We start from the raw sequence: 19,748 nt of genomic DNA, 5'->3' as shown, positions 1-19,748 counted from the left end.
TTAATTTACAATAGTTCTACCACCTTGTACCAATAATAAAATATAGATTTATCGGGTTGGCGTTTTAATCTGTTCAAAAAGGCCCAATCTGGATTTTTAATAACCAATTCCTTTGTATCCTGATTCTCATAATATTCTATTTCAACATCCTCTTTTTGTAGAATAATAGCATTCAAATAGGCTACTTTGGCCGAAGCTGCCAATGCTTCTTCAATCCTAAAATGTCCTGTCATTAAAAATGCGCTACCAAAGCTTCGTATGCCAGAGCTTAAATCTGCAAATTTCTTTTTCTTTTCAGCGGTTGGGTTACGTTCTCGTCTTGCCATAATAGCACAGGTATTTATGGAATCCCATAGCACATCCTTTTCATTGAGTTTCCTTTTACTAAAATCCTTGTCTGAACTTCGATAGGATAGTTCTGCTTTCGCGAAAGCTGAAAAACTTTTCTTTACCATTGCTACATCAGTAATATTTTCAAAAAGTTTTCCCAAGTCGAACAATTGCTTGCAGATTTCCATTGCAAATAACTGGTCGCCTTTGTAGTATGGTATGCCTATGGTATCTGGTGCAAAAGCTGTTAGCTTATCGCCACAAATAGCGTTTACCGAAGGCGTAGTAATCGTTGTAGCAGTTCCATCGATTGACAGCCAAGGTGTTTCAATGGGCGATTCTATAAGTTCTGGATAGTGCGGACTGTCAAAAAGGATATCCAATAGAATGGTTCCAGGAACGTTTGGATTATATACCGACTCGAACTCAAAGGTGTAATGTGCCTTTGGAACACCTTCCTTATAACTTCTATGCTCATTAAGCACGTGCTTTTTGAAATGTGAATTGGCTACAACTGCATCCAAAATTTCTTCTAATTTATCACGCTCAACGCTGGAAATAATATCGATATCAATAGAAAATCGGTTCCCTTCTTTTAGCAAAAGCACAAGTGATGTTCCACCTTTGAAAACAAAATCAAGTCCTAAAACTTTTAAATGTTCGAGTAATGATAGTGCGTGAACCATTTTTTCCAATATAGTTACATCGATACCCTTATGTTCCTTTTTTGCACGGAAGCCATTCAGCCATTCCTTTTCAAAACTTTTGTTATTAATCATATTTAATATCTTCTAAGAAATTTGGAATGTTGTTGCTTATAAACTGCTTTATTTCCTGTTCTTTTTTTCGTCGCTTGGCATAGCTGAACAACTTTGTAAAATTGATGCTATATCTATCAATTATTTTCTCGTAAATGTTTACCATTTCAGAACCTTGGTAAAAATGTAGCAGATTTTCATCTGCAAACAGGTCCACCATAATCTTTTCAAGTGTTGCAATGGGCACTACCGCTTTTTTATTTTTTATTTTTTGTATGGGTGCCCTTGTCACCAAACGTTTAATGATAACTGGCACGTTACTTTCTGAAATATAGAATTGAATTTCCTTTTCATCTGGATTTAGGAAAAAATCCATTCTTAGATTATCATTTAGGTAGTAATAGAGTGAGTCTACAAACTCTTTTTCTACTTCGACGACAATCATTTGATTTGACGTCTGGTGCTGAGAAAACTCATTGAGCCATTGGGTTTCCCAAATGGCATATTTTATATCTTCAAAACGCTCATTGGTTTTACGGGCTATTTTGAACACACTATCAGATAGAAGAGGTTTATATTTAGGTTTATAGGAAATAACATAAAGTCCACGACCAATGGTTTTAATTATGTCCTTTTTCTTCAGGTCATAAATTCGCCAACTAAATGTACTTTCTTTTAGGTCTGGTTCGAAATCCAGATAGAAGTTATATAGCGCATCCCTATCAAAAGAACTACGGTCTTTGAAAGCTTGTATCAGTTTATTTTCAATAATCTTTGGCATAGTTAAAAATCAAAACTTTGCCAAAAATACAAAAAAGTGGCGAATATTTGAAAACAAATTTTCGCCACTATATAGATTAAGTGGTAATAATTGGAAATTAAATCTATCTAAATTCAGACAAACTTAGAATATGATAATAGCAAATACATATGTTACTGTTTTGGGTTCAATATGGAAAGGAATTGCAACGATTTCAATTTTATCTCTTCAATCACAGCATTATTCTTTTCAGTCTCAAGTAATGCCCAATATTTGGATTCGTTCCAAACAAATTCTCTTGTTAGACCAGAACCGCGTTGATTTATAAACCCCCAAAACCAAAGGTCATCCCAAACTTCCATTTCTTCAGAAGAATAATTATGCAGTAGCAGTTTATTTATTTTATGGAAATTCCATTTAGTTGTTGGGTCAATACGATGGAAAATTGCTTCAATCACAGCATCAACTGGCAAGAAAAATTTCTCGTTCACGTCTATGAGTTTGGGTGCATCGTCCCATATTGAATTTTGAAATTCATACTTAACATTATGTAAGTGATAAATGGTTTTGGTAAATAAGGCAGATGTTTTGTTGCCCCAACCTTTTTGTCTCAACATACCATTGTAAAGGGATTCATAATTATAGGCACCATTTTTTTTATCTGTTAGAAAATCGATGAATGTCTTAAAACTATGAAGCTGCGATTTATTCGAATATACTTTCTGAAAAAAAGGTGCGAGTAAATCAATTTTAGGTTGGCTTTGTGTATTCGCTACGTGATGAAGAACTGAATACAATTTATCTTCGAGTGAATCGAACGGCGCTAAAAACCGGTAATAAGAATTTGATTGGACCCTTTTATTATGATATCTGTTCTCATTCAAGAAATGAAATAAAGAAAATAATTTGGAATTCATTGTTGTATTCAAAATCAATTATTTTTCAAGGGTTACCGTTCCATTAGCATTAACCCAATAATGTTGTATACCTATCTTATTGAGCTCTGGAATAATACTGGCTATTGCTTTTCTTATTTGTTCATCCTCAGGATGTGCAATGGCAATTTTTGCATTTGGGAACGCAACTTTGGTTTCTAAGCATTTAATAATTGCTTTACCCAAATGAGTTTTAATCTGTCCAGAGTTGAAATAATCTCGTCGCTTCGTAGGCAAATCCTTATGTGCTTTTGCACCTTTTACCTCAATTAATAATTTTTGGCCATTCTTTACAGCTACAATATCATATCCTCTCGTTTGGCCCAAGCAATAACTCTCTATCTCATAGCCTTGTTGAACCAAATGAGGCATCAGTAATTCAATGGTTTTATTTTCCGTTAGTTTTTCCATTTAAGCTAAATTTTCACACAATATAACTGAATTAAAAAACAAATAGACTTTGTGAAAAATAAGACGGGTTTCAAGCGAAATAATTCACGATTTTGGTACGGAAATGTAGTGTTCCTTCCCAGTCCCGAAGTTTCGGGACGGGAAGGGTTAACGGAATGGAAAACTGAAATTGGGGATTGTGTCCAAGACCTTTGTAATGAAGCTCTTTTCACGGAATGTAGGGGAATGTGCTGAGTGGGATTATAAAATTAATGCATAAAAAAACCTTCCTACCATAGTAAGAAGGTTTTTAATTGTAATTCGTTTGCTATTTTTCCCTTTTCAGAACCAACTGATATACACAAGGAATTACCACCAAGTTCAAAATAGTAGCCGATAACAATCCTCCTAAAATAACAACTGCCATAGGACTTTGTATCTCACTACCAGGTTCGCCACCTTTTAAGGCCAATGGTATCAAAGCCAGACCTGTGGTAAAGGCAGTCATTAATATGGGATTCAATCTATCCAATGCACCTTTTTTTATCAATTGAAATCCTTGGATTCCTTCTTTTCGCAAATCTTCATAACGAGAAACCAATAAAATACCGTTACGTGTTGCTATCCCAAAAAGACTAATAAATCCAATGGTCGCAGCTATGCTGATGATGCCTGATGTGAAATAGACAATTAAGATGCCGCCAATTAATGCCAGAGGTAAATTAATCAACACTACGAACGCCAGTTTTACGTCCTTGAATTCATAATACAATAACAAGAAAATGACAGCTATGGCGATGATGGCCGTTATCAAGAGAAGCTGTGATGCTTTGGATTCACTTTCAAACTGTCCACCATATTGCACACGGTAGCCTTCTGGCATATTCACGTTATTGGCCACAACTTCCTTTATTTCGTTTACCGCACCACGCAAATCCCTGCCCTGTACATTGGCGGCTACCACAATCTTTCGTTGCACATCTTCCCGATTGATGGTATTTGGACTACTCACGGATTGTACCGTAGCCAATTCGCCTAACGTGGTCTGTCCTCTATTCGGTAAACTGATCAAGGTCTTATTGATGTTCTCAATATTGTCGCGAAACGGTTTTTCGTAACGGACCACCAAATCAAAATATTGCTGTCCTTCATAAATCTCGCCCGCTTCTTCTCCCGCAAAAGCGATATCCACTTGTTCCATAAGATTACCCACCGTCATTCCATAAGCCGACAAAATCTGGCGTTTGGGTTTGATGCGTATTTGCGGTACTTCAATTTGTTGGTCAACCGCAACATCTGCCAATCCATCAATGTCCTTGATGTTCTGTTCCACGCTTTTGCCTACTTCAAATAGTTGTTGTAAATCTGAACCAAATATCTTGATGGCAATATTGGCGCGTGTTCCGGAAAGCATATGGTCAATACGGTGGGCGATGGGTTGTCCCAAGGTAATATTGACACCTGGTGCAACGCTCAATTTGTTTCGGACTTCCTCAAAGAACTCTTCTTTTGTTTTGTCCTCAAGGACAAAAGGCACATCAATTTCAGAAGCATTGACACCTTGCGCGTGTTCGTCCAGTTCGGCACGGCCTTGTCTTCGGGTAACGACCTCTACTTCGGGCATATCCAATAGTATAGTCTCGATTAATTTACCTGTCTTGTTGCTTTCTTCCAAAGACATTCCCGGGGGACCGACAACACTAATTACCAAAGAGCCTTCGTTGAATTCAGGAAGAAAACTCCGCCCTAATTGTATGACAACCAACAGACTTAACAGAAAGGCAATCACGGTTACGCCTATAATGGTTTTGGGTATTCTGGTTACACGTTCCAAAAGAGCTCCATACCGTCTTTGTAGCCATCGCTCCACGCGTGTACCTTCAGCCTGCTTGTTCAAAAGCTTTTCATTGCTCAATAAATAGGAACACAGAATAGGCGTGACCGTCACGGCAACTACCAATGAGGTCAATACTGATGTTACAAAGGCTATTCCCAGCGGTTGCAACAAGCGACCTTCCATTCCGCTTAAAAAGAACAAGGGCACAAATGATACAATAATAATTAAGGTAGCGATGATAATGGAACTTCGTATCTCTACCGAAGCATCACGTACTACTTTTATGGTCGATTCCCGCTCTGTTTTCGGTTTTCTGATATTTTCGCGCAAGCGTTTATACACATTTTCCACATCGATGATGGCATCATCTACCAGCGCACCTATAGCAATGGCCATACCACCCAAACTCATTGTATTTATGGTGTAACCCAACCATTTTAATATGATGATGGAAACCAATAATGAAATAGGAATAGCCAGCAAGGAAATAACGGTAGTTCTCCAGTTCATCAGAAAGATGAAAAGGATAATCATTACAAAAAATGCACCTTCTAAAAGAGTCATATTTAGATTACTAATAGAAGCATCAATAAAATCGGATTGTCTAAAGATTTGACTTTTGATGTTGACCCCGTTTGGCAATGAGGATTCTAAATCAGCAATCGCTTCATCCAAGCGGTCTGTCAGCTCCAAGGTGTTTACATCGGGCTGTTTAGAAATGGTCAGAATCACAGCGGGATTTGCGTTTAACGAGCCATCGCCAATTTTATCGGCAGCTCCTACTTGTACCGTGGCCACATCCTTAATCTTTATGGTCTGGCCGTTTACTTGCTTTAGAACCGCTTCCTGCAAGTCTTCCAGCACATAGGCTCTACCGCTTCCTTTAATGATGTATTGATTGCCATATTGGTTTATAATACCGCCAGGGGCATTTTCGTTAGCCTCCCTAACGTGTTCTACCAATTCTGATAGGCTTACGTCGTAATACTTCATCTTTTCGGGATTGGCAAATACTTGGTACTGCTTGTAATCTCCACCAATGACCACCACATTTGCAATACCGCCAATGGCTTTTATACGAGGCCTGATGGTCCAGTCGGACAAGGTTCGCAATTCCATTGGCGAAAGACTATCCGATGTCACGCCCAAGAGCATTATTTCGCCCATAATGGAAGATATAGGTGCCATTGTAGGCGCACCGATTCCTTCGGGTAGGTTCTCTCGTACCATTGGGATGCGTTCGCTTACAATTTGGCGTGCACGGTAAATATCGGTTCCCCATTCAAATTCTACCCAAACAATGGAAATACCTGCTGCCGATGACGAACGGATTCGTCTCACGTTGGGCGAACCGTTCAAGGCAGTTTCCAATTGATAGGTTACTAATTTTTCGACTTCTTCAGATTCCATTCCGTGCGCTTCGGTAAGAATGGTTACCGTAGGTGCCGTTAGGTCTGGGAATACATCCACGTTCATCGTACGGGCATAATAGATGCCCAACACGCTCAATGCAACCGCTCCCAATAGAATGAGCAATCTGTTTTGAAGTGAAATTGATAATATTTTATTTAACATTTCTCTTCGTTTTTAATGTTCGTGACCGTGTGCCGGTGTAGAACCGGACATTGAAGCCATTTTAACTTGATACGCTCCCGTTGTCACGACCACTTCGCCCACTTGCAGACCTTCCAGTATCTCTACATTTTCGCCATTGCGTTTTCCAATCTTTACAGGTCGTCTTTCAAAACTTTCGCCCGAAAGCTGAACGATAACGGAATAGCTGCCATAGTCCTCCAAAAGAGCATTCACGGGAATCATTGTGTTTTGGGTAGCATTTCCCATCGCAATCTGTACGGGCGTTAAGCTACCTTCAGGCATTTCGACCTCTGCGTTTACTTGTGCGAAAACAGAAATCAATGGGTTTTCACGTTCTACGTCTTTACCAATAGAAAGGATTTTGCCCTCTGCATCGGTTACGTCCTTCCATTGGCCGTCATTATCCTGATACCAAATGCCCTGTGCATTGTCCATCGTAAGTCCGTAGTCGGGTGCCAATTGGGTTTTTAAAACCTTGGATTGATGTGTTCCAACGCTTACCAGCGCAACGCCTTGTGCTACATAATCGCCATTTGAAACGGTTATGGATTTGATAAACCCATCAAAAGGGGCGCGGATTTGTTTGCTTCCGCCCGAAACACCGGATACCAAGGATTGATAGTTAGCTCTGGCTATCTCAAAACTGCTTTCCACTTTCTCAAATTCAGATTTTGGGACAATTTTAGACTCGTATAGCTCTTTCTTCCGTTCATATTCCGATTTGGCTTGTTGGAATTTCGCTTTCGCGGAAGCGATATCCGTACTCAAATTGTTCGAAGCTAAACCTTGACTGTTCAAGCTCATTAACAGCTGGCCTTGTTTTACCGCTGTACCTTCTGTAAGGTTATCCATTTTAAAATCCACCACACCATTGGATTTTGCCGCCAAGGACTTTGTTGAACCTGGCGATGGCATCCAAACACCTGATGTGTTGATGACATCGTAGATTTTACCAGAAACAACAGGTGCGGTCTGAAAATCGATTTTCCAAGCCTGCTCCTTTAAGAACGAAATACTTCCATCGTCTTCTTCCTTACCCAAAGCTTTTATGGCCTCATCCGTAGTGGCATATACCATTACATCATCAATGGAAATTCTATCTGAATACTCTGGTGTCGTCAATTCAAAAACCAATTGATAGTTCCCAGCTTCTTTTGGTTGTATAGCAGGCGAAAAAATACCTGGTGATGACGGTGCATCTGCCTTATTTCTGATTCCTTTACCATCTTTTATCAAACTTACCGTTACAGAACCTTCCCGAACGGGTTGGTGTTTATCCAAAACCGTAAAGTGGGCTGCGAATTTGCTGCCGTTACCCACTATAAGCGCAGGAAACTCAACAAAGAGCTCTGTTTTATCCGTCCAGATAGTATGGCTCAATCGTGGAATTTCTTCGCCAACGTGACTACCATCTTCGTTGTGTGCGTGTGCGTCTTCTGCGGTGTCATTGCAGGACATTGCCAAAAAGGCGAGCACTATTATTATATATTTCATATTTCGTATGTTTTTGATTTTTAATGGTCGTGGTGTTCTGACCCATCATCGTGTTTGTGGGTTTCGGTCTTTTTTTACATAGCATCTTTTCCTACTTCAAATTCTTCCTGTTCTATGTCTTCCTCGTGCATATGGCTTCCGTCTTCATTGTGTTCGTGACCGTGGTCATCTGTACTCTCTTTTTTAGTTTCCCTGCAAGAGGTTACCAGAAAAGTTGATGCGATTGCTATTGCGAATATTGTTTTTGAAATGTTCATAGTTGTATGTTTTAAATTTTATAATTGATGTTTTAATAATTGTGCCTGTAATAATTTAACTTCCTTTTCCATCTGCAACATTCTGTCTGATGCATTGCGGTAAAACTGAAGCTCTACATAGTAATCCATAAACGAATATTCGCCCAACATATATGCCTTAAAGAGCAGTTGTTCGCTGTTTAAGTTGCCCATTGTGGTTTGATACTTATTGTATTTTTCGAGCATCAATTCGTATCGATTGTATGTTTCTTGAAATTGGGCATAGAGCGAAGCGGTAATGACTTGCGTATTCGATTGCTGATACTCATAATCGGCTTCGGCCGCTTTAACTTTGTTCTTGCTGTTCCACAACGGAATGGAAAGACCACCGTAAAAACCCGAAAAATTACTGCCGCTAACACCCTGATAATTGTAACCAAGTGCCAAATTTGGCAAGACCTTGTTTTTTTCCAGTTTTACTTTTTGAAGCGAAGCCGTTTCAGCTGCCTTTAAACCTTGTAACGAAGGGTCGCTGGTTAATCTTTCTTGCCAAAGCGTTTCGACCTCGGCAACCTCGATAGGCAAATCGATACCTGCTGTAAAACCATCAATGGCATTCCCGCCATTCAATGTTCTGAGGTTGGACAGTACAATTTGGATTTCGCTTTCAATCTGTTGAACAACGAATTGCTCTTGAATCCAAGCGATTTTCGCCTTGTTCAAATCCAAAATCCCGACTTGTTCCTTATCATACAGCTCTTGAACCTGGTCGAAAACCTGTTTGCTCTGGGTTCGCCTTTCGGATTCAATAGCTTTCTGCTTTCGAAGGAAAGCGAGTTCAATCAATACCGATTTTGCTTCCAATAAAACTTCCTGCCGCTTTTTGGCATAGGACGTTTGCAGTTGTATCGCCTTTAAGTCGTTCCATTTACTGCGTGAACCGTAAACCGTCGGAAATTCGAAGGATTGCGATATTTCATATTCGGTGTAATTTCCCGATACGTTATCGCCAAAGGGCAAATAATAGCCTGAAAGCTGTGGGTCGGGTAAATTATTGGTGCTCTTGTTTTCGAGTTGTTGGCTTTCAATGAACGATTGATAGCCTTTCAACTCTGTGTTGTTCTGTTCTATTTCGTTAAGCAGTTCCCCAATGTTTTTATCCTGTGAGAAACCATTAGCAAAGAACAGGCATCCGCAAATCGCGGACACGATGTATTTATTCATTGTTTGAAGTTTTAGCTTTAATCTTAATGTACAAGAGGATTCCTTCCGTAGCGGTAGGTATTCCTAAACGATTAACCTAAAGATGGTGGGCCCCGTAAATCGAGGGATGAGAGGTAAGGATTGAAATAGTAACTGGGTGGCTGATAAATTGGGGGCTTAGCGTTTTGCCTTTTATCAACGACATAAAATTCTTGAAAATCAGATACAGCTTTTACAATATTGTCATCTACAGTAGTCTGTTGCTCAACAGTATTCCTTTTAAGTACAACAATATCGCTGGACACCGTTGAATGAACGTGCATATCCATAAAGAATCCAAAGAAACCGTATGGGGATTCTTCTTTCCCGTGAGAACCGTCATCGTGATGATGGTGTTCGCCAGTATGCGCAATATCTGAATGGGAATGCGTTTCCTCGTTCTGATGATGCAAATGTGGAAGAACCTGATGCAGCATCATTAGACTAAATAAGCCTAAAAAGAAGAATGCCGCTATTTTATTTGGTTTTTGCATCAAATACAAAACTAATGAAATTTGAGTATATTTTTAGAGTTTTAAGACTTGAAATCAAAATATAACTTGGACAATAATTAGTTCCACTTCATTTTCTGCAATCGAACAGCATTGAGAATAGCCAATAAAGCAACACCAACATCAGCAAAAACGGCTTCCCACATTGTCGCTAATCCACCTGCACCGAGAATTAGTACAATGACCTTAACCCCAAAGGCAAGCCCAATATTTTGCCAGACAATCCTACGGGTTGAACGACCAATTTTAATAGCTCTTGCAATCTTGCTCGGGTGGTCGGTCTGGATGATGACATCTGCCGTTTCAATGGCGACATCGCTTCCTAAACCGCCCATCGCAATACCCACACCACTCGCTGCCAATACGGGTGCATCGTTAATGCCATCGCCGATAAATGCGACTTTCGTTTCAGGTTGCTTTTTAAGCTTTTCAACCTCATTCAGTTTATCTTCAGGTAACAACCCACCTTTTGCCCAATCGATATTTAATTCTTTTGAAACTTGTTGAGTTATTGAATCCTTATCACCTGATAGCATTATGATTTTTGAAATTCCTGAATCTCGAATTTTTTTAATGGCTTGGTGCGCATCATCCTTTAATTCATCTGCAATGGTTACATAACCTTCAAATTTTCCGTCAATAGACACCATAACAATTGATTCTACAATACCATCTGTTTCCGAAGGAACTTCAATACTGTTTGAGGTCATCAATGCTTTGTTACCTACAAGTACTGTTTTTCCGTTGACCATCCCTTTCAATCCTTTTCCGGCAACCTCTGAAACATTGGTGGCCTCATAATCAGAACCGTCCGCTTTATATTCCAATATCGCCTTCGCAATGGGATGTGTGGATTGTTCTTCCATCGCCATCAGGTACTTCATAAACGTTGCCTTTTCTAATGTTATGGGTTTAATTTCCTTTATTTTAAAGACCCCGTGGGTAACGGTTCCGGTTTTGTCCATTACTATCGTATTCACTTGGGTCATTGCATCCAAAAAAGATGCGCCCTTGAAAAGTATACCGTTACGGGATGCGGCACCCAATCCACCGAAATAACCTAGGGGAATGGAAATGACCAATGCACAGGGACAAGAAATTACCAGAAAAATCAAGGCTCGGTATAACCAATCCTGAAACACGTAATCGTCCACAAAAAAATAAGGTAAAAACGTTAAGCATACCGCTAAAAAAACTACGATAGGAGTATAGATGCGTGCAAATTTCCTTATAAACAGTTCCGTCTTTGATTTTCTTGCGGTAGCATTTTGTACCATATCGAGAATACGGGCAATGGAACTGTCCTTGAATTCTTTGGTGGTTTCCACTTCTATAACACCTTCTAGATTGATGCTCCCGGCAAAAACCTTGTCTCCTTTGGCAATGGTGTCGGGTTTGCTTTCCCCCGTAATCGCTGCGGTATTGACCGATGCTTTTTCGGATAGTAATTTGCCATCTAAAGGAATCTTTTCGCCTACGCGCACTTGTATTTTTTCTCCAATTTCCACGGTCTCGGGATTGACGGAAACATAATCGCCGTTTCGATACACCACGGCCTCATTAGGGCGTACATCAAGCAGCGCCTTTATATTACCCTTTGCTCGTTTTACAGCTGCGTTTTGGAAGAGCTCACCTACGGCATAGAAAAGCATTACCGCAACGCCTTCAGGGTATTCCCCAATGGCGAACGCCCCCAGGGTTGCGATGGACATTAGGAAAAATTCGGTAAAGAAATCACCGTCCTTGATACTTTCCCATCCCTCTTTTATAACAGGAAAACCAACGGGGATGTAGGCTACCGCATACCAAACGATTCGCACCCAACTTTTAAAAAATGGGAAGGCGTCAAAATAATCAACCGCAATACCTACTATAAGCAATACAAAACTGAATATGGAAGGGATGTATTCCTTAATGCTCAGTTGTGATGAAACCTTATTTTCAATTGAAGGATCCTTGAGGTCTCTTAGATTTAGTTTTTTCTTTTTCATATATGTTTTATTTTAAAATAGTTTTAGAACAAAAAATACCATTGTCAATAGATAGACGATATAGGCTGCATCGAACGCGAATATCTGCCATCTGCTAAAACCGTGAAGTTCCTTGCTTTGATGGACAAAAAGGGAGTACAAAAGCGGCATCAGTCCAACGAAGGCAAGATTCACCCAAAACAACTGGAAATCTTCGATAGGGGTAGTAACCAGCGCCAACGGGAAAAAGGCGACCGTCATCGTAACAGCATTATCTGCGATAACACTAGTGGTGCCTGCCGTTACTTCGCCTCCTTTCACCACGCTCCAGGTCTTAAATATTTCAGGCGCGGTGGTCATTATACCCGTGATGAACAATCCCCCAACGATTTCAGAAATATTCAGGGCCGAAACAATATTTTCTGTTGCCTTAACAATAAAAAAAGCACCCACAGCTATGGCCAGGGCCCCGGCCACGGATAACCAGACTTTCTTTTTGTCCCATTCTACTTTTTCGCCCTTTTCCCTGCCTTTTATAATGGCATGCGTTAAAAAAGCAGCATAGGCAGCCAGCATAATATAGCCATCGATGGGTTGTAATCCACGCCAGGCTTTGGGAAGGGTTAGTATAGCTACCAAAGCAATGATTGCCAGGTAGGGGATGGACAATACCGAAACAGAACGTTTGTTCAGAGCCAGTAGGTTGGCATCCAGATGTTTTTGGTGTTCCTTATTATTTTTAAATTGCTTTCTGGAAGCGAAATAGGCTATGCTAACCATCAACGGAATGGAAATTATATTGGAACCCAAAAGGTTGCCCAGACCAATTTCCGATACTCCCCGGGCTGCACTGGTAACGTTTACAGCTACCTCGGGGCTGGCGGTCACAATGGCAAGGAGAGCTGCTCCTGCAGAAGCTGTAAGCCCCCATTGCTTACGGAGCATCTTTAAAGGCGTCAAGAGTTGGTCCGCACCCCAATGGGCAGCCCAAGCTGCCAATCCCAATACTACTACCCAAAGCCAAACGTTCATAACTAATCGTTGTTTATAATTTTTCTGTTACCCTCAGTATATTTCAACTTTTTATTTTCCGATATTTTCTGGTCTTTTTTTTGTTGGCTTTGAAAGATCAGGAGTAAAATCACTCCCGTGCTAATCCAGACATCTGCGGTATTAAATACAGGGTCAAAAAAAGTAAATTGATTACCTCCCCAAAATGGCAGCCACTCCGGAAGCCTTGTATCAATAATGGGAAGGAACCACATATCCACGACATTGCCATTTAAAAATCCAGCATATCCACCCCCTGACGGGAATATTTCTGCAACGTTTTGTACTGCCGGATCACTTTTTTCAAAGATCAGTCCGTAAAATGCACCGTCAATCAAATTACCCAATGCACCTGCGTATATAAATGCTGCACAGATTACAAAAACCTTTGCATATCCTTCACGTATCATCTTTTTGATATAAAAAGTCCCCCAAACAATGGCGGCCAGCCGAAATAGGATCAAAACAAGCTTGGCCAGATATCCCTCCCCAAACTTAAAGCCCCAGGCCATTCCGGGATTTTCCAAAAAATGCAAGCGAAACCAATCCAGGCCAAATACGTAGTACTCCTCGCCATAATAAAAATGGGTCTTCACATAAATCTTTATGGTCTGGTCTATTGCCAACAACAGTAAAATCAATAATGCTACACTACTTTTATTCATAATTTCCTATTGTTTCCCAACGTCTTGTGCAACATATATTTGCATTATTTAGATAATTTTAAAATTCTTATGGCGCCCCGCATTACAAACGTGAAGACGATGCCGCCAATCACCAAATCGGGCCATTTGCTATTCAGAAAATAGACCAGTACCCCTGCCACTATAACCCCACCGTTTACAATAATATCATTGGACGTAAAAATGGCACTGGCCTGCATATGGGCCTCCTTACTTTTAGCCTTGTTTATCAACCAAAGCGAAATAAGGTTCCCCAGTAGGGCTAAAATGGAAACTACAATCATCCACTGGAACATTGGTGTTTCACTACTGGTAAAAAACCTTCTTAATACCTCTGCAAAACCAAGTGTTGCCAATGCCATCTGAAAATACCCGCTGAATTTTGCGACCTTCTTTTTTCTTGAAATGGCACCGCCTACCGCGAATAGGCTTAGCGCATATACGATGGAATCTGCCAGCATATCCAACGAATCCGCCACAAGTCCCATAGAAGAGGAAATCCAACCTGTGGTCATTTCGATAACGAAAAAACCAAAGTTGATGCCCAAGACCCACCAAAGGATTCTTTTTTGTTTGGATTGGTCTTCCATTACGGGTGGTTCGGCTTCTGTGGTTCCCTCTAAGGAATCGCCAAGGTTTAAACCGGCTATTGATGTTTGTATATCTTCAATGCCATCCACATGATATACTTCCAATTTCCTGTTGGGAATATCAAAATCCAAATATTTCACTTGAGCATAAGATTCCAACTTCATCCGGATCATCTGCTCTTCCGAAGGGCAATCCATTTTGGTTATCTTAAATGTTGTTTTCTCCATTATCTCTTTTTTTATTTTTAATATTCGTTATAATAGTTGTCCTTTATCCGGATACAATTGTTACAAAATCCTTTTAGCAGCAGGTTTACTTCTTCTGCCTGAAACCACTCCGGCAAAGGCACTTTTGCTCTTCATCTTTCTCCCATTTACCAATGTATGTTTCCCAGTAGCTCTTTTGAATTTTTAGGAACCCCCGCAGGCTATCCGGTTTCATCAAAGACATAGACATTTCATTTCTTTGCCTGTATGCTGAATTATTCAGTGTCTGGACACCCTTCTGGAGGAATAATGTTTTTTGCACTCTTTTAGGAGCAGCGTCTTTTCGCTGAAACTTTTCAGTGTCATAGAAAACCTCCGCGGCTTCTTTTCCACTCATGCAGATCGTTTCCTTTAACATCAAACGGGTTCTAAAAATATCGGACCAAAGCTTTTGACGCTTTTTCTGAATAAATTCATAGCCGTCACGAAGTAGCGTCAAACTACTATCGATGTTTTTGTCTTTCGGAATAGTTCTCATGCTCTTTACATTTTTAAAATATTTATTTTATTTTTTAGACCATAAACTTAAACTTAATACAAACTGATTTAAGTCTTATGAAATGATTAAAAACTGCCTAATCCGATTTTACAATTAAATTAAGGCCGTTAAATATGCAACGCTCTGTCTTCGGTGGCTGCCAGACAGGCCTCTTTAAAGGTTTCTGAAAAAGTTGGGTGCCCGTGGGACATCCTTGCAACATCTTCGGCAGATGCCCTGAATTCCATCGCTACCACCGCTTCGGTATAGCTGTCTGCAATGCGTGGCCCTATCATATGCACTCCCAATATCTCATCAGTTTCTTTATCTGCGATTACTTTTATGAAGCCGTCGGTGTCCATACTTATTTTCGCCCTTGCGTTGGCCTTAAAAGGAAAAGAGCCTGTTTTAATACTTCTTCCTGCTTCTTTCAATTCTTCTTCGGTTAAGCCTACCCCGGCCACTTCGGGCTGGGTATAAACAATATTAGGAATAAGCGAATAATTGATATGTGGCTTTTGATCTGCTATCCTTTCGGCTACAAAAACGCCCTCTTCACTGGCTTTATGGGCAAGCATTGCCCCTCGGATTACATCCCCAATGGCATATACACCCTTGACATTGGTTTCAAGGTTCTCATTTACCGTTACCTGTCCTTTCTCATTGGTTTCCACGCCAATGTTTTCAAGGCCTAAATTGGCGGTGTACGGTTTCCGGCCAATGGCCATAAGGCAATAGTCGCCTTCTAAATTCATTTCTTTTTTATCGGACAGGTTTTCCGCTTTCAATTCAACTTTGTTGTCCGTTGCTGTTGCATTGGTCACTTTATGTTCCAAATAAAACTCAATTCCCTGTTTTCTTAGGGAACGATGCAATTGATGTCCCAGTGCGCCATCCATAGTGGCGATGAGGCTATCAAAATATTCCACAATAGACACCTTAGAGCCCAGGCGGGCGAAAACAGAACCTATCTCAACCCCGATAACGCCTCCACCAACGACCAATAAATGGTCGGGAATTTCCTGTAGGGCAAGGGCTTGGGTGGAAGAGATTATCCTTTTTTTATCGATTTCAATATTGGGCAGTGAAGCGGGTTTGGACCCTGTGGCAATGATGATTTTATCGGTTGCTATGGTTTCCGTTTTATCTTCGCCCTTAATCTCAATCGTGTTTTTATCCCTGATGGTACCGTGACCTTCATATACGGAAACCTTGTTCTTTTTCATCAGATAGTCAACGCCATTGATGATTTCCTGTACCACATCCTGAACCCTTTGGTTCATCTTTAGGATATCTACATTGGCCTCTTTAACATCAATTCCAAATTTTTCGAATTGATGTTTGAGTTTGTAATAATGCTCAGAGGCTTCAAGCCAGGCTTTTGACGGGATACAGCCCACGTTAAGGCAGGTGCCGCCAAGCGTGCTGTACCTTTCAATAATGGCTACTTTTAATCCTAATTGGGCGCAACGTATAGCGCTTACATACCCGCCAGGGCCAGAGCCTATAATTGTTACATCATATTTTTCCATATTCGTAAATTTTTTAATTAAATAAGGTGGGGGAAACCTTAAGCTGACCAGGGGCGCAAGGGTTCAGTTTTAAGGTACTCCCACCTATTATTTTTTACTACAATTTTTACATACCCCTTTTAATACCAGGTTCAAATCGTTTATTTCATAATCGTCCGGCAAGTTTTGTTTCGATATTCTATCCGGCAAGCAAATAGTTTTTCCGCAAACGGTACAATGAAAATGCATATGTAAATCTGTACCGTATTTACCTTTGGCCTTTTTATCGGAAATTGCAAATTTTGCCACTCCTGTCCCATCATTAATCTGATGAATTAGCCCTTTATCTTCAAAAGTTTTTAGGTTTCGATAAAAGGTAGTTCTGTTTGCCGTTTTGTTTTTTTCGCTTTTAGCGATAAAGACTTTTTGCATTTCGTTTAAACTTACTGCATAGGTCTTCCTATTGAGGTATTTGTGAATTTTCAACCTCATTTCAGTGGGACGTATCCCTTTTGACGATAATTTTTTTTCCGTTTTTGTCATTTTATATTCTTTCGAAAAACAGTCTAAGTCCGGATCTAATCTTTTTTATAAGCCAAAAGCCTTAACGCATTAAAAACCACCAGAAGCGTCGAACCTTCATGGATTACTACAGCCACTCCAATATTTGCCAAGCCGAATATGGTTGAAGGTATAAGCAGGGCCACAATACCAAGGCTAACCCAAAGGTTTTGCCTGATAATCGCCTTTGCCTTCCTGCTTAAGCCTATGGCAAAGGGCAGGGTTTCCAACTTATCGGCCATTAGCGCAATATCCGCCGTTTCCAAGGCTACATCACTTCCCGCAGCACCCATAGCTATGCCTACAGTGCTGTTTGCCATGGCAGGGGCATCATTAACGCCATCGCCCACCATTGCCACCTTGGATTCCTTTTCTTTTAATTCTTTTATAGCATCCACTTTTTCTTCCGGCAATAGGCTCCCCCAGGCATCGGTCAATCCTATTTCTTCTGCTACAGCGTCTGCTACCTTCTGGTTATCTCCGGTAAGCATGATCATTCGTTTAATGCCGATTTCTTTTAATTTTTTGAGGGTTCCCTTGGCGGCTTCACGAGGGGTATCCATTAATGCAATGATGCCTATATATTCTTCATTTTTTCGTATAAGCATTGTTGTATTTCCACCACCTTCAAGACCACGCACTTTCGTAGCTATTTTTTCGGAAGGTGTACTCTCATCAAGCCCTTCGTACAGGTCGAGGTTACCTATATAGATTTTATCATTGCCAAACGATGCTTTAATCCCTTTACCCAGAACTGCCTCCAAATTAGAGGCATTTGGGATTTCCTCGCCTTCCAGACGCTCTTTTCCATCACGAACTACAGCTTTGGCCAGGGGGTGATCACTCAAACTTTCCACAGCTACTGCTATTTTGAGAAGTTCGTTTTCAGATATATTTCCAAGTGGCACCACTTGGGTAAGTTTTGGCTTTCCTTCCGTTAGAGTTCCGGTTTTATCAAAGGCGAGGGCGGTAATAACCCCCAGGTCCTCCAGAGGGCGCCCTCCTTTAATTAATACCCCGCCACGGGCAGCTCTGGCCACTCCACTCAATACAGCACTTGGGGTCGAGATTGCCAACGCACAGGGACTTGCAGCTACCAGTACCGCCATTGCCCGGTAAAAGCTCGCGCTAAAGGGTTCGTCAATAACTAAAAAAGCGAACAAAAGAATCCCGACCAAAATAAGGACGGACGGCACAAAATATTTTTCAAATTTATCGGTGAGCAACTGGGTAGGTGATTTTTGGGTCTGGGCCTCGTTAACCAGTTTCACCAATCGGGAAAGCGTTGAATCTTTGGCTGCTTTGATCACTTTAATTTCCAAAGTATTGTTCCCATTGATCGTTCCGGCAAAAACGCGGTTTTCATCCTTGATATCATCTTGCGCCGAATAATCCTTGTCAACATCTTCTACGGGAACTTTATCTACCGGTACACTTTCCCCGGTAATCGGAGCTTGGTTGACACTGCTTTTTCCGTTGACCACAACGCCATCGGCAGATATTTTACTGTTCGGCTTGACCACGATAATATCGCCTATACCCAATTTTTCGATACCCACCTCTTCGGTTTTGCCATCTTTTTTGAGCAAAGCTGTTTTTGGTGCGAGATCGGCAAGGGCCGCTATGGACTTTCGGGCCTTGTTCATTGCATAGTGTTCCAGGGCGTGGCCAAGGCTGAACAGGAACAGCAAGAGTGCACCTTCGGCCCATTCTCCCAGAACAGCGGCACCTATGGCGGCCACCAACATTAAAAAATCGATTTCAAAACCACCTTTGGCAACGGTCTGTATGGCCTCTTTTGCCGTAAAGTAACCCCCAAAAAAGTAAGCACCTATGTATAAAGTAAGACTGACCCAATCTGGGATGGATGCAACATAGGAAAGTCCGAAACCTATCCCGAGAAGGGCGCCGCAGATAATAGAAAAAATAAGCTCCGTATTTTTACCGAAAATCCCACCGTGGGCGTGCCCTTCTCCTTCCTCGTGGGTCTCGCCCTCTTTGTGCTCGTGCCCCTCTGTGGAAGTTTGTTCTTTAGTATCTTCCTTCTTTGAACGCTCCTGTTTTTTGGATGCTTTGGTGTAATCATTTTCGTTTGAAGAACTCCGCTGAATCTGAAGGTATTCTTTTTCAATTTGTTTACTTATTTCATCAAAATTCGTTTGCTTTTTATCAAATTCAAGTCGTACCATTCCAGAGCCTGAAACGGAAACTTCCAAAACTCCATTGATTGCCAAAAGGCTTTTCTCGATGGAACGAGCGTGCCTTGTATGTCTAATCCCCTCAACCTCTAAAAGAAGATGACCATATTTTTCTGTAATTTCTGCCCCGGCATTTTCCGCCAAAGATTGAATTCGGTCAATAGAGATAATGTCCGGATCATAATGAAAGCACAGTTGCGGCACCGTATCTTCCTGATCATCTACTATATGTACTTTTTCAAGACCCTCTTTGGCCTCTAATTCAGCAATGAGCCTTTGCACACAAGTGTCTTTTTCATTTGGCACCTGAGGTAGCAATACCGGAATTTTTAGTTGTAGCTTTTTCATAT

Annotated in this window: 17 protein-coding genes; all 17 read right to left on the bottom strand. The window is 40.8% G+C overall.

The genetic code is table 11. The annotated features are described in order from the left end of the window. Nucleotides 1-5: 5 nt before the first annotated feature. The 17 genes from I4Q58_RS08360 to I4Q58_RS08280 all read right to left on the bottom strand — a co-directional run bounded on the left by I4Q58_RS08360 (nt 6) and on the right by I4Q58_RS08280 (nt 19,746). Entirely contained in the window at nt 6-1,109 is a 1,104-nt protein-coding gene (locus I4Q58_RS08360; RefSeq protein ID WP_203295415.1) for a nucleotidyl transferase AbiEii/AbiGii toxin family protein, read from the bottom strand. After that, nucleotides 1,102-1,869 carry a DUF6577 family protein gene (locus I4Q58_RS08355; protein ID WP_203295414.1) on the bottom strand — a complete coding sequence of 256 codons (768 nt, stop codon included), beginning with the start codon at nt 1,867-1,869 and terminating at the stop codon, nt 1,102-1,104. Before I4Q58_RS08355 ends, I4Q58_RS08360 begins: the two co-directional genes overlap by 8 nt. 152 nt (nt 1,870-2,021) lie before the next feature. Then, nucleotides 2,022-2,645 (bottom strand): hypothetical protein, encoded by a 624-nt coding sequence (locus I4Q58_RS08350; protein ID WP_203295413.1) that lies wholly within the window; start codon nt 2,643-2,645, stop codon nt 2,022-2,024. 138 nt (nt 2,646-2,783) lie between these two features. Continuing rightward, entirely contained in the window at nt 2,784-3,194 is a 411-nt protein-coding gene (locus I4Q58_RS08345; RefSeq protein WP_203295412.1) for a protein NO VEIN domain-containing protein, read from the bottom strand. A gap of 307 nt (nt 3,195-3,501) precedes the next feature. Then, nucleotides 3,502-6,585, bottom strand: a complete 3,084-nt coding sequence (locus I4Q58_RS08340; RefSeq protein ID WP_203295411.1) for an efflux RND transporter permease subunit — start codon at nt 6,583-6,585, stop codon at nt 3,502-3,504. Nucleotides 6,586-6,597: 12 nt separating this feature from the next. Further along, nucleotides 6,598-8,100 (bottom strand): efflux RND transporter periplasmic adaptor subunit, encoded by a 1,503-nt coding sequence (locus I4Q58_RS08335; protein WP_203295410.1) that lies wholly within the window; start codon nt 8,098-8,100, stop codon nt 6,598-6,600. Nucleotides 8,101-8,174: 74 nt separating this feature from the next. Then, entirely contained in the window at nt 8,175-8,357 is a 183-nt protein-coding gene (locus I4Q58_RS08330) for a hypothetical protein (RefSeq protein WP_203295409.1), read from the bottom strand. An 18-nt stretch (nt 8,358-8,375) separates the two neighbouring features. Then, nucleotides 8,376-9,560, bottom strand: coding sequence for a TolC family protein (locus I4Q58_RS08325; protein WP_203295408.1), 1,185 nt, complete (start codon nt 9,558-9,560; stop codon nt 8,376-8,378). 71 nt (nt 9,561-9,631) lie between these two features. Then, entirely contained in the window at nt 9,632-10,072 is a 441-nt protein-coding gene (locus tag I4Q58_RS08320; RefSeq protein WP_203295581.1) for a hypothetical protein, read from the bottom strand. 77 nt (nt 10,073-10,149) lie between these two features. After that, nucleotides 10,150-12,081, bottom strand: a complete 1,932-nt coding sequence (locus I4Q58_RS08315) for a heavy metal translocating P-type ATPase (protein WP_203295407.1) — start codon at nt 12,079-12,081, stop codon at nt 10,150-10,152. Between the two features lie 12 nt (nt 12,082-12,093). Then, nucleotides 12,094-13,092, bottom strand: coding sequence for a sodium:calcium antiporter (locus tag I4Q58_RS08310; protein WP_009778867.1), 999 nt, complete (start codon nt 13,090-13,092; stop codon nt 12,094-12,096). 2 nt (nt 13,093-13,094) lie between these two features. Continuing rightward, on the bottom strand, nt 13,095-13,775 hold the full coding sequence (locus tag I4Q58_RS08305; RefSeq protein WP_009778866.1) for a lipoprotein signal peptidase: 681 nt from the start codon (nt 13,773-13,775) through the stop codon (nt 13,095-13,097). 44 nt (nt 13,776-13,819) lie between these two features. Beyond that, nucleotides 13,820-14,611: a cation diffusion facilitator family transporter gene (locus I4Q58_RS08300; protein WP_027885442.1), complete on the bottom strand. Its 792-nt coding sequence runs from the start codon at nt 14,609-14,611 to the stop codon at nt 13,820-13,822. Between the two features lie 85 nt (nt 14,612-14,696). After that, nucleotides 14,697-15,128 (bottom strand): cytochrome P450 family protein, encoded by a 432-nt coding sequence (locus I4Q58_RS08295; RefSeq protein WP_027885443.1) that lies wholly within the window; start codon nt 15,126-15,128, stop codon nt 14,697-14,699. Nucleotides 15,129-15,256: 128 nt separating this feature from the next. Further along, nucleotides 15,257-16,660: a dihydrolipoyl dehydrogenase gene (lpdA, locus tag I4Q58_RS08290; protein WP_203295406.1), complete on the bottom strand. Its 1,404-nt coding sequence runs from the start codon at nt 16,658-16,660 to the stop codon at nt 15,257-15,259. An 87-nt stretch (nt 16,661-16,747) separates the two neighbouring features. After that, complete coding sequence (locus I4Q58_RS08285; RefSeq protein WP_008613740.1) at nt 16,748-17,182, bottom strand: Fur family transcriptional regulator; 435 nt, start codon at nt 17,180-17,182, stop codon at nt 16,748-16,750. A 35-nt stretch (nt 17,183-17,217) separates the two neighbouring features. Beyond that, a complete protein-coding gene (locus tag I4Q58_RS08280) occupies nt 17,218-19,746 on the bottom strand; it encodes a heavy metal translocating P-type ATPase (RefSeq protein WP_093026604.1) in 2,529 nt (842 codons plus the stop codon). Between the last annotated feature and the right edge of the window lie 2 nt (nt 19,747-19,748).

Source organism: Luteirhabdus pelagi (assembly GCF_016827595.1).
GTDB lineage: Bacteria > Bacteroidota > Bacteroidia > Flavobacteriales > Flavobacteriaceae > Luteirhabdus > Luteirhabdus pelagi.
The sequence above is the reverse complement of the archived record's forward strand: the minus strand, read 5'-3'. Positions and strand labels throughout refer to the sequence as shown.

What these genes read in the sequence shown, in the direction of transcription:
- I4Q58_RS08360 (WP_203295415.1), bottom strand. Translation starts at nt 1,109, where the DNA reads ATGATTAATAACAAAAGTTTTGAAAAGGAATGGCTGAATGGCTTCCGT.
- I4Q58_RS08355 (WP_203295414.1), bottom strand. Translation starts at nt 1,869, where the DNA reads ATGCCAAAGATTATTGAAAATAAACTGATACAAGCTTTCAAAGACCGT.
- I4Q58_RS08345 (WP_203295412.1), bottom strand. Translation starts at nt 3,194, where the DNA reads ATGGAAAAACTAACGGAAAATAAAACCATTGAATTACTGATGCCTCAT.
- I4Q58_RS08340 (WP_203295411.1), bottom strand. Translation starts at nt 6,585, where the DNA reads ATGTTAAATAAAATATTATCAATTTCACTTCAAAACAGATTGCTCATT.
- I4Q58_RS08335 (WP_203295410.1), bottom strand. Translation starts at nt 8,100, where the DNA reads ATGAAATATATAATAATAGTGCTCGCCTTTTTGGCAATGTCCTGCAAT.
- I4Q58_RS08330 (WP_203295409.1), bottom strand. Translation starts at nt 8,357, where the DNA reads ATGAACATTTCAAAAACAATATTCGCAATAGCAATCGCATCAACTTTT.
- I4Q58_RS08325 (WP_203295408.1), bottom strand. Translation starts at nt 9,560, where the DNA reads ATGAATAAATACATCGTGTCCGCGATTTGCGGATGCCTGTTCTTTGCT.
- I4Q58_RS08320 (WP_203295581.1), bottom strand. Translation starts at nt 10,072, where the DNA reads ATGCAAAAACCAAATAAAATAGCGGCATTCTTCTTTTTAGGCTTATTT.
- I4Q58_RS08315 (WP_203295407.1), bottom strand. Translation starts at nt 12,081, where the DNA reads ATGAAAAAGAAAAAACTAAATCTAAGAGACCTCAAGGATCCTTCAATT.
- I4Q58_RS08310 (WP_009778867.1), bottom strand. Translation starts at nt 13,092, where the DNA reads ATGAACGTTTGGCTTTGGGTAGTAGTATTGGGATTGGCAGCTTGGGCT.
- I4Q58_RS08305 (WP_009778866.1), bottom strand. Translation starts at nt 13,775, where the DNA reads ATGAATAAAAGTAGTGTAGCATTATTGATTTTACTGTTGTTGGCAATA.
- I4Q58_RS08300 (WP_027885442.1), bottom strand. Translation starts at nt 14,611, where the DNA reads ATGGAGAAAACAACATTTAAGATAACCAAAATGGATTGCCCTTCGGAA.
- I4Q58_RS08295 (WP_027885443.1), bottom strand. Translation starts at nt 15,128, where the DNA reads ATGAGAACTATTCCGAAAGACAAAAACATCGATAGTAGTTTGACGCTA.
- lpdA (WP_203295406.1), bottom strand. Translation starts at nt 16,660, where the DNA reads ATGGAAAAATATGATGTAACAATTATAGGCTCTGGCCCTGGCGGGTAT.
- I4Q58_RS08285 (WP_008613740.1), bottom strand. Translation starts at nt 17,182, where the DNA reads ATGACAAAAACGGAAAAAAAATTATCGTCAAAAGGGATACGTCCCACT.
- I4Q58_RS08280 (WP_093026604.1), bottom strand. Translation starts at nt 19,746, where the DNA reads ATGAAAAAGCTACAACTAAAAATTCCGGTATTGCTACCTCAGGTGCCA.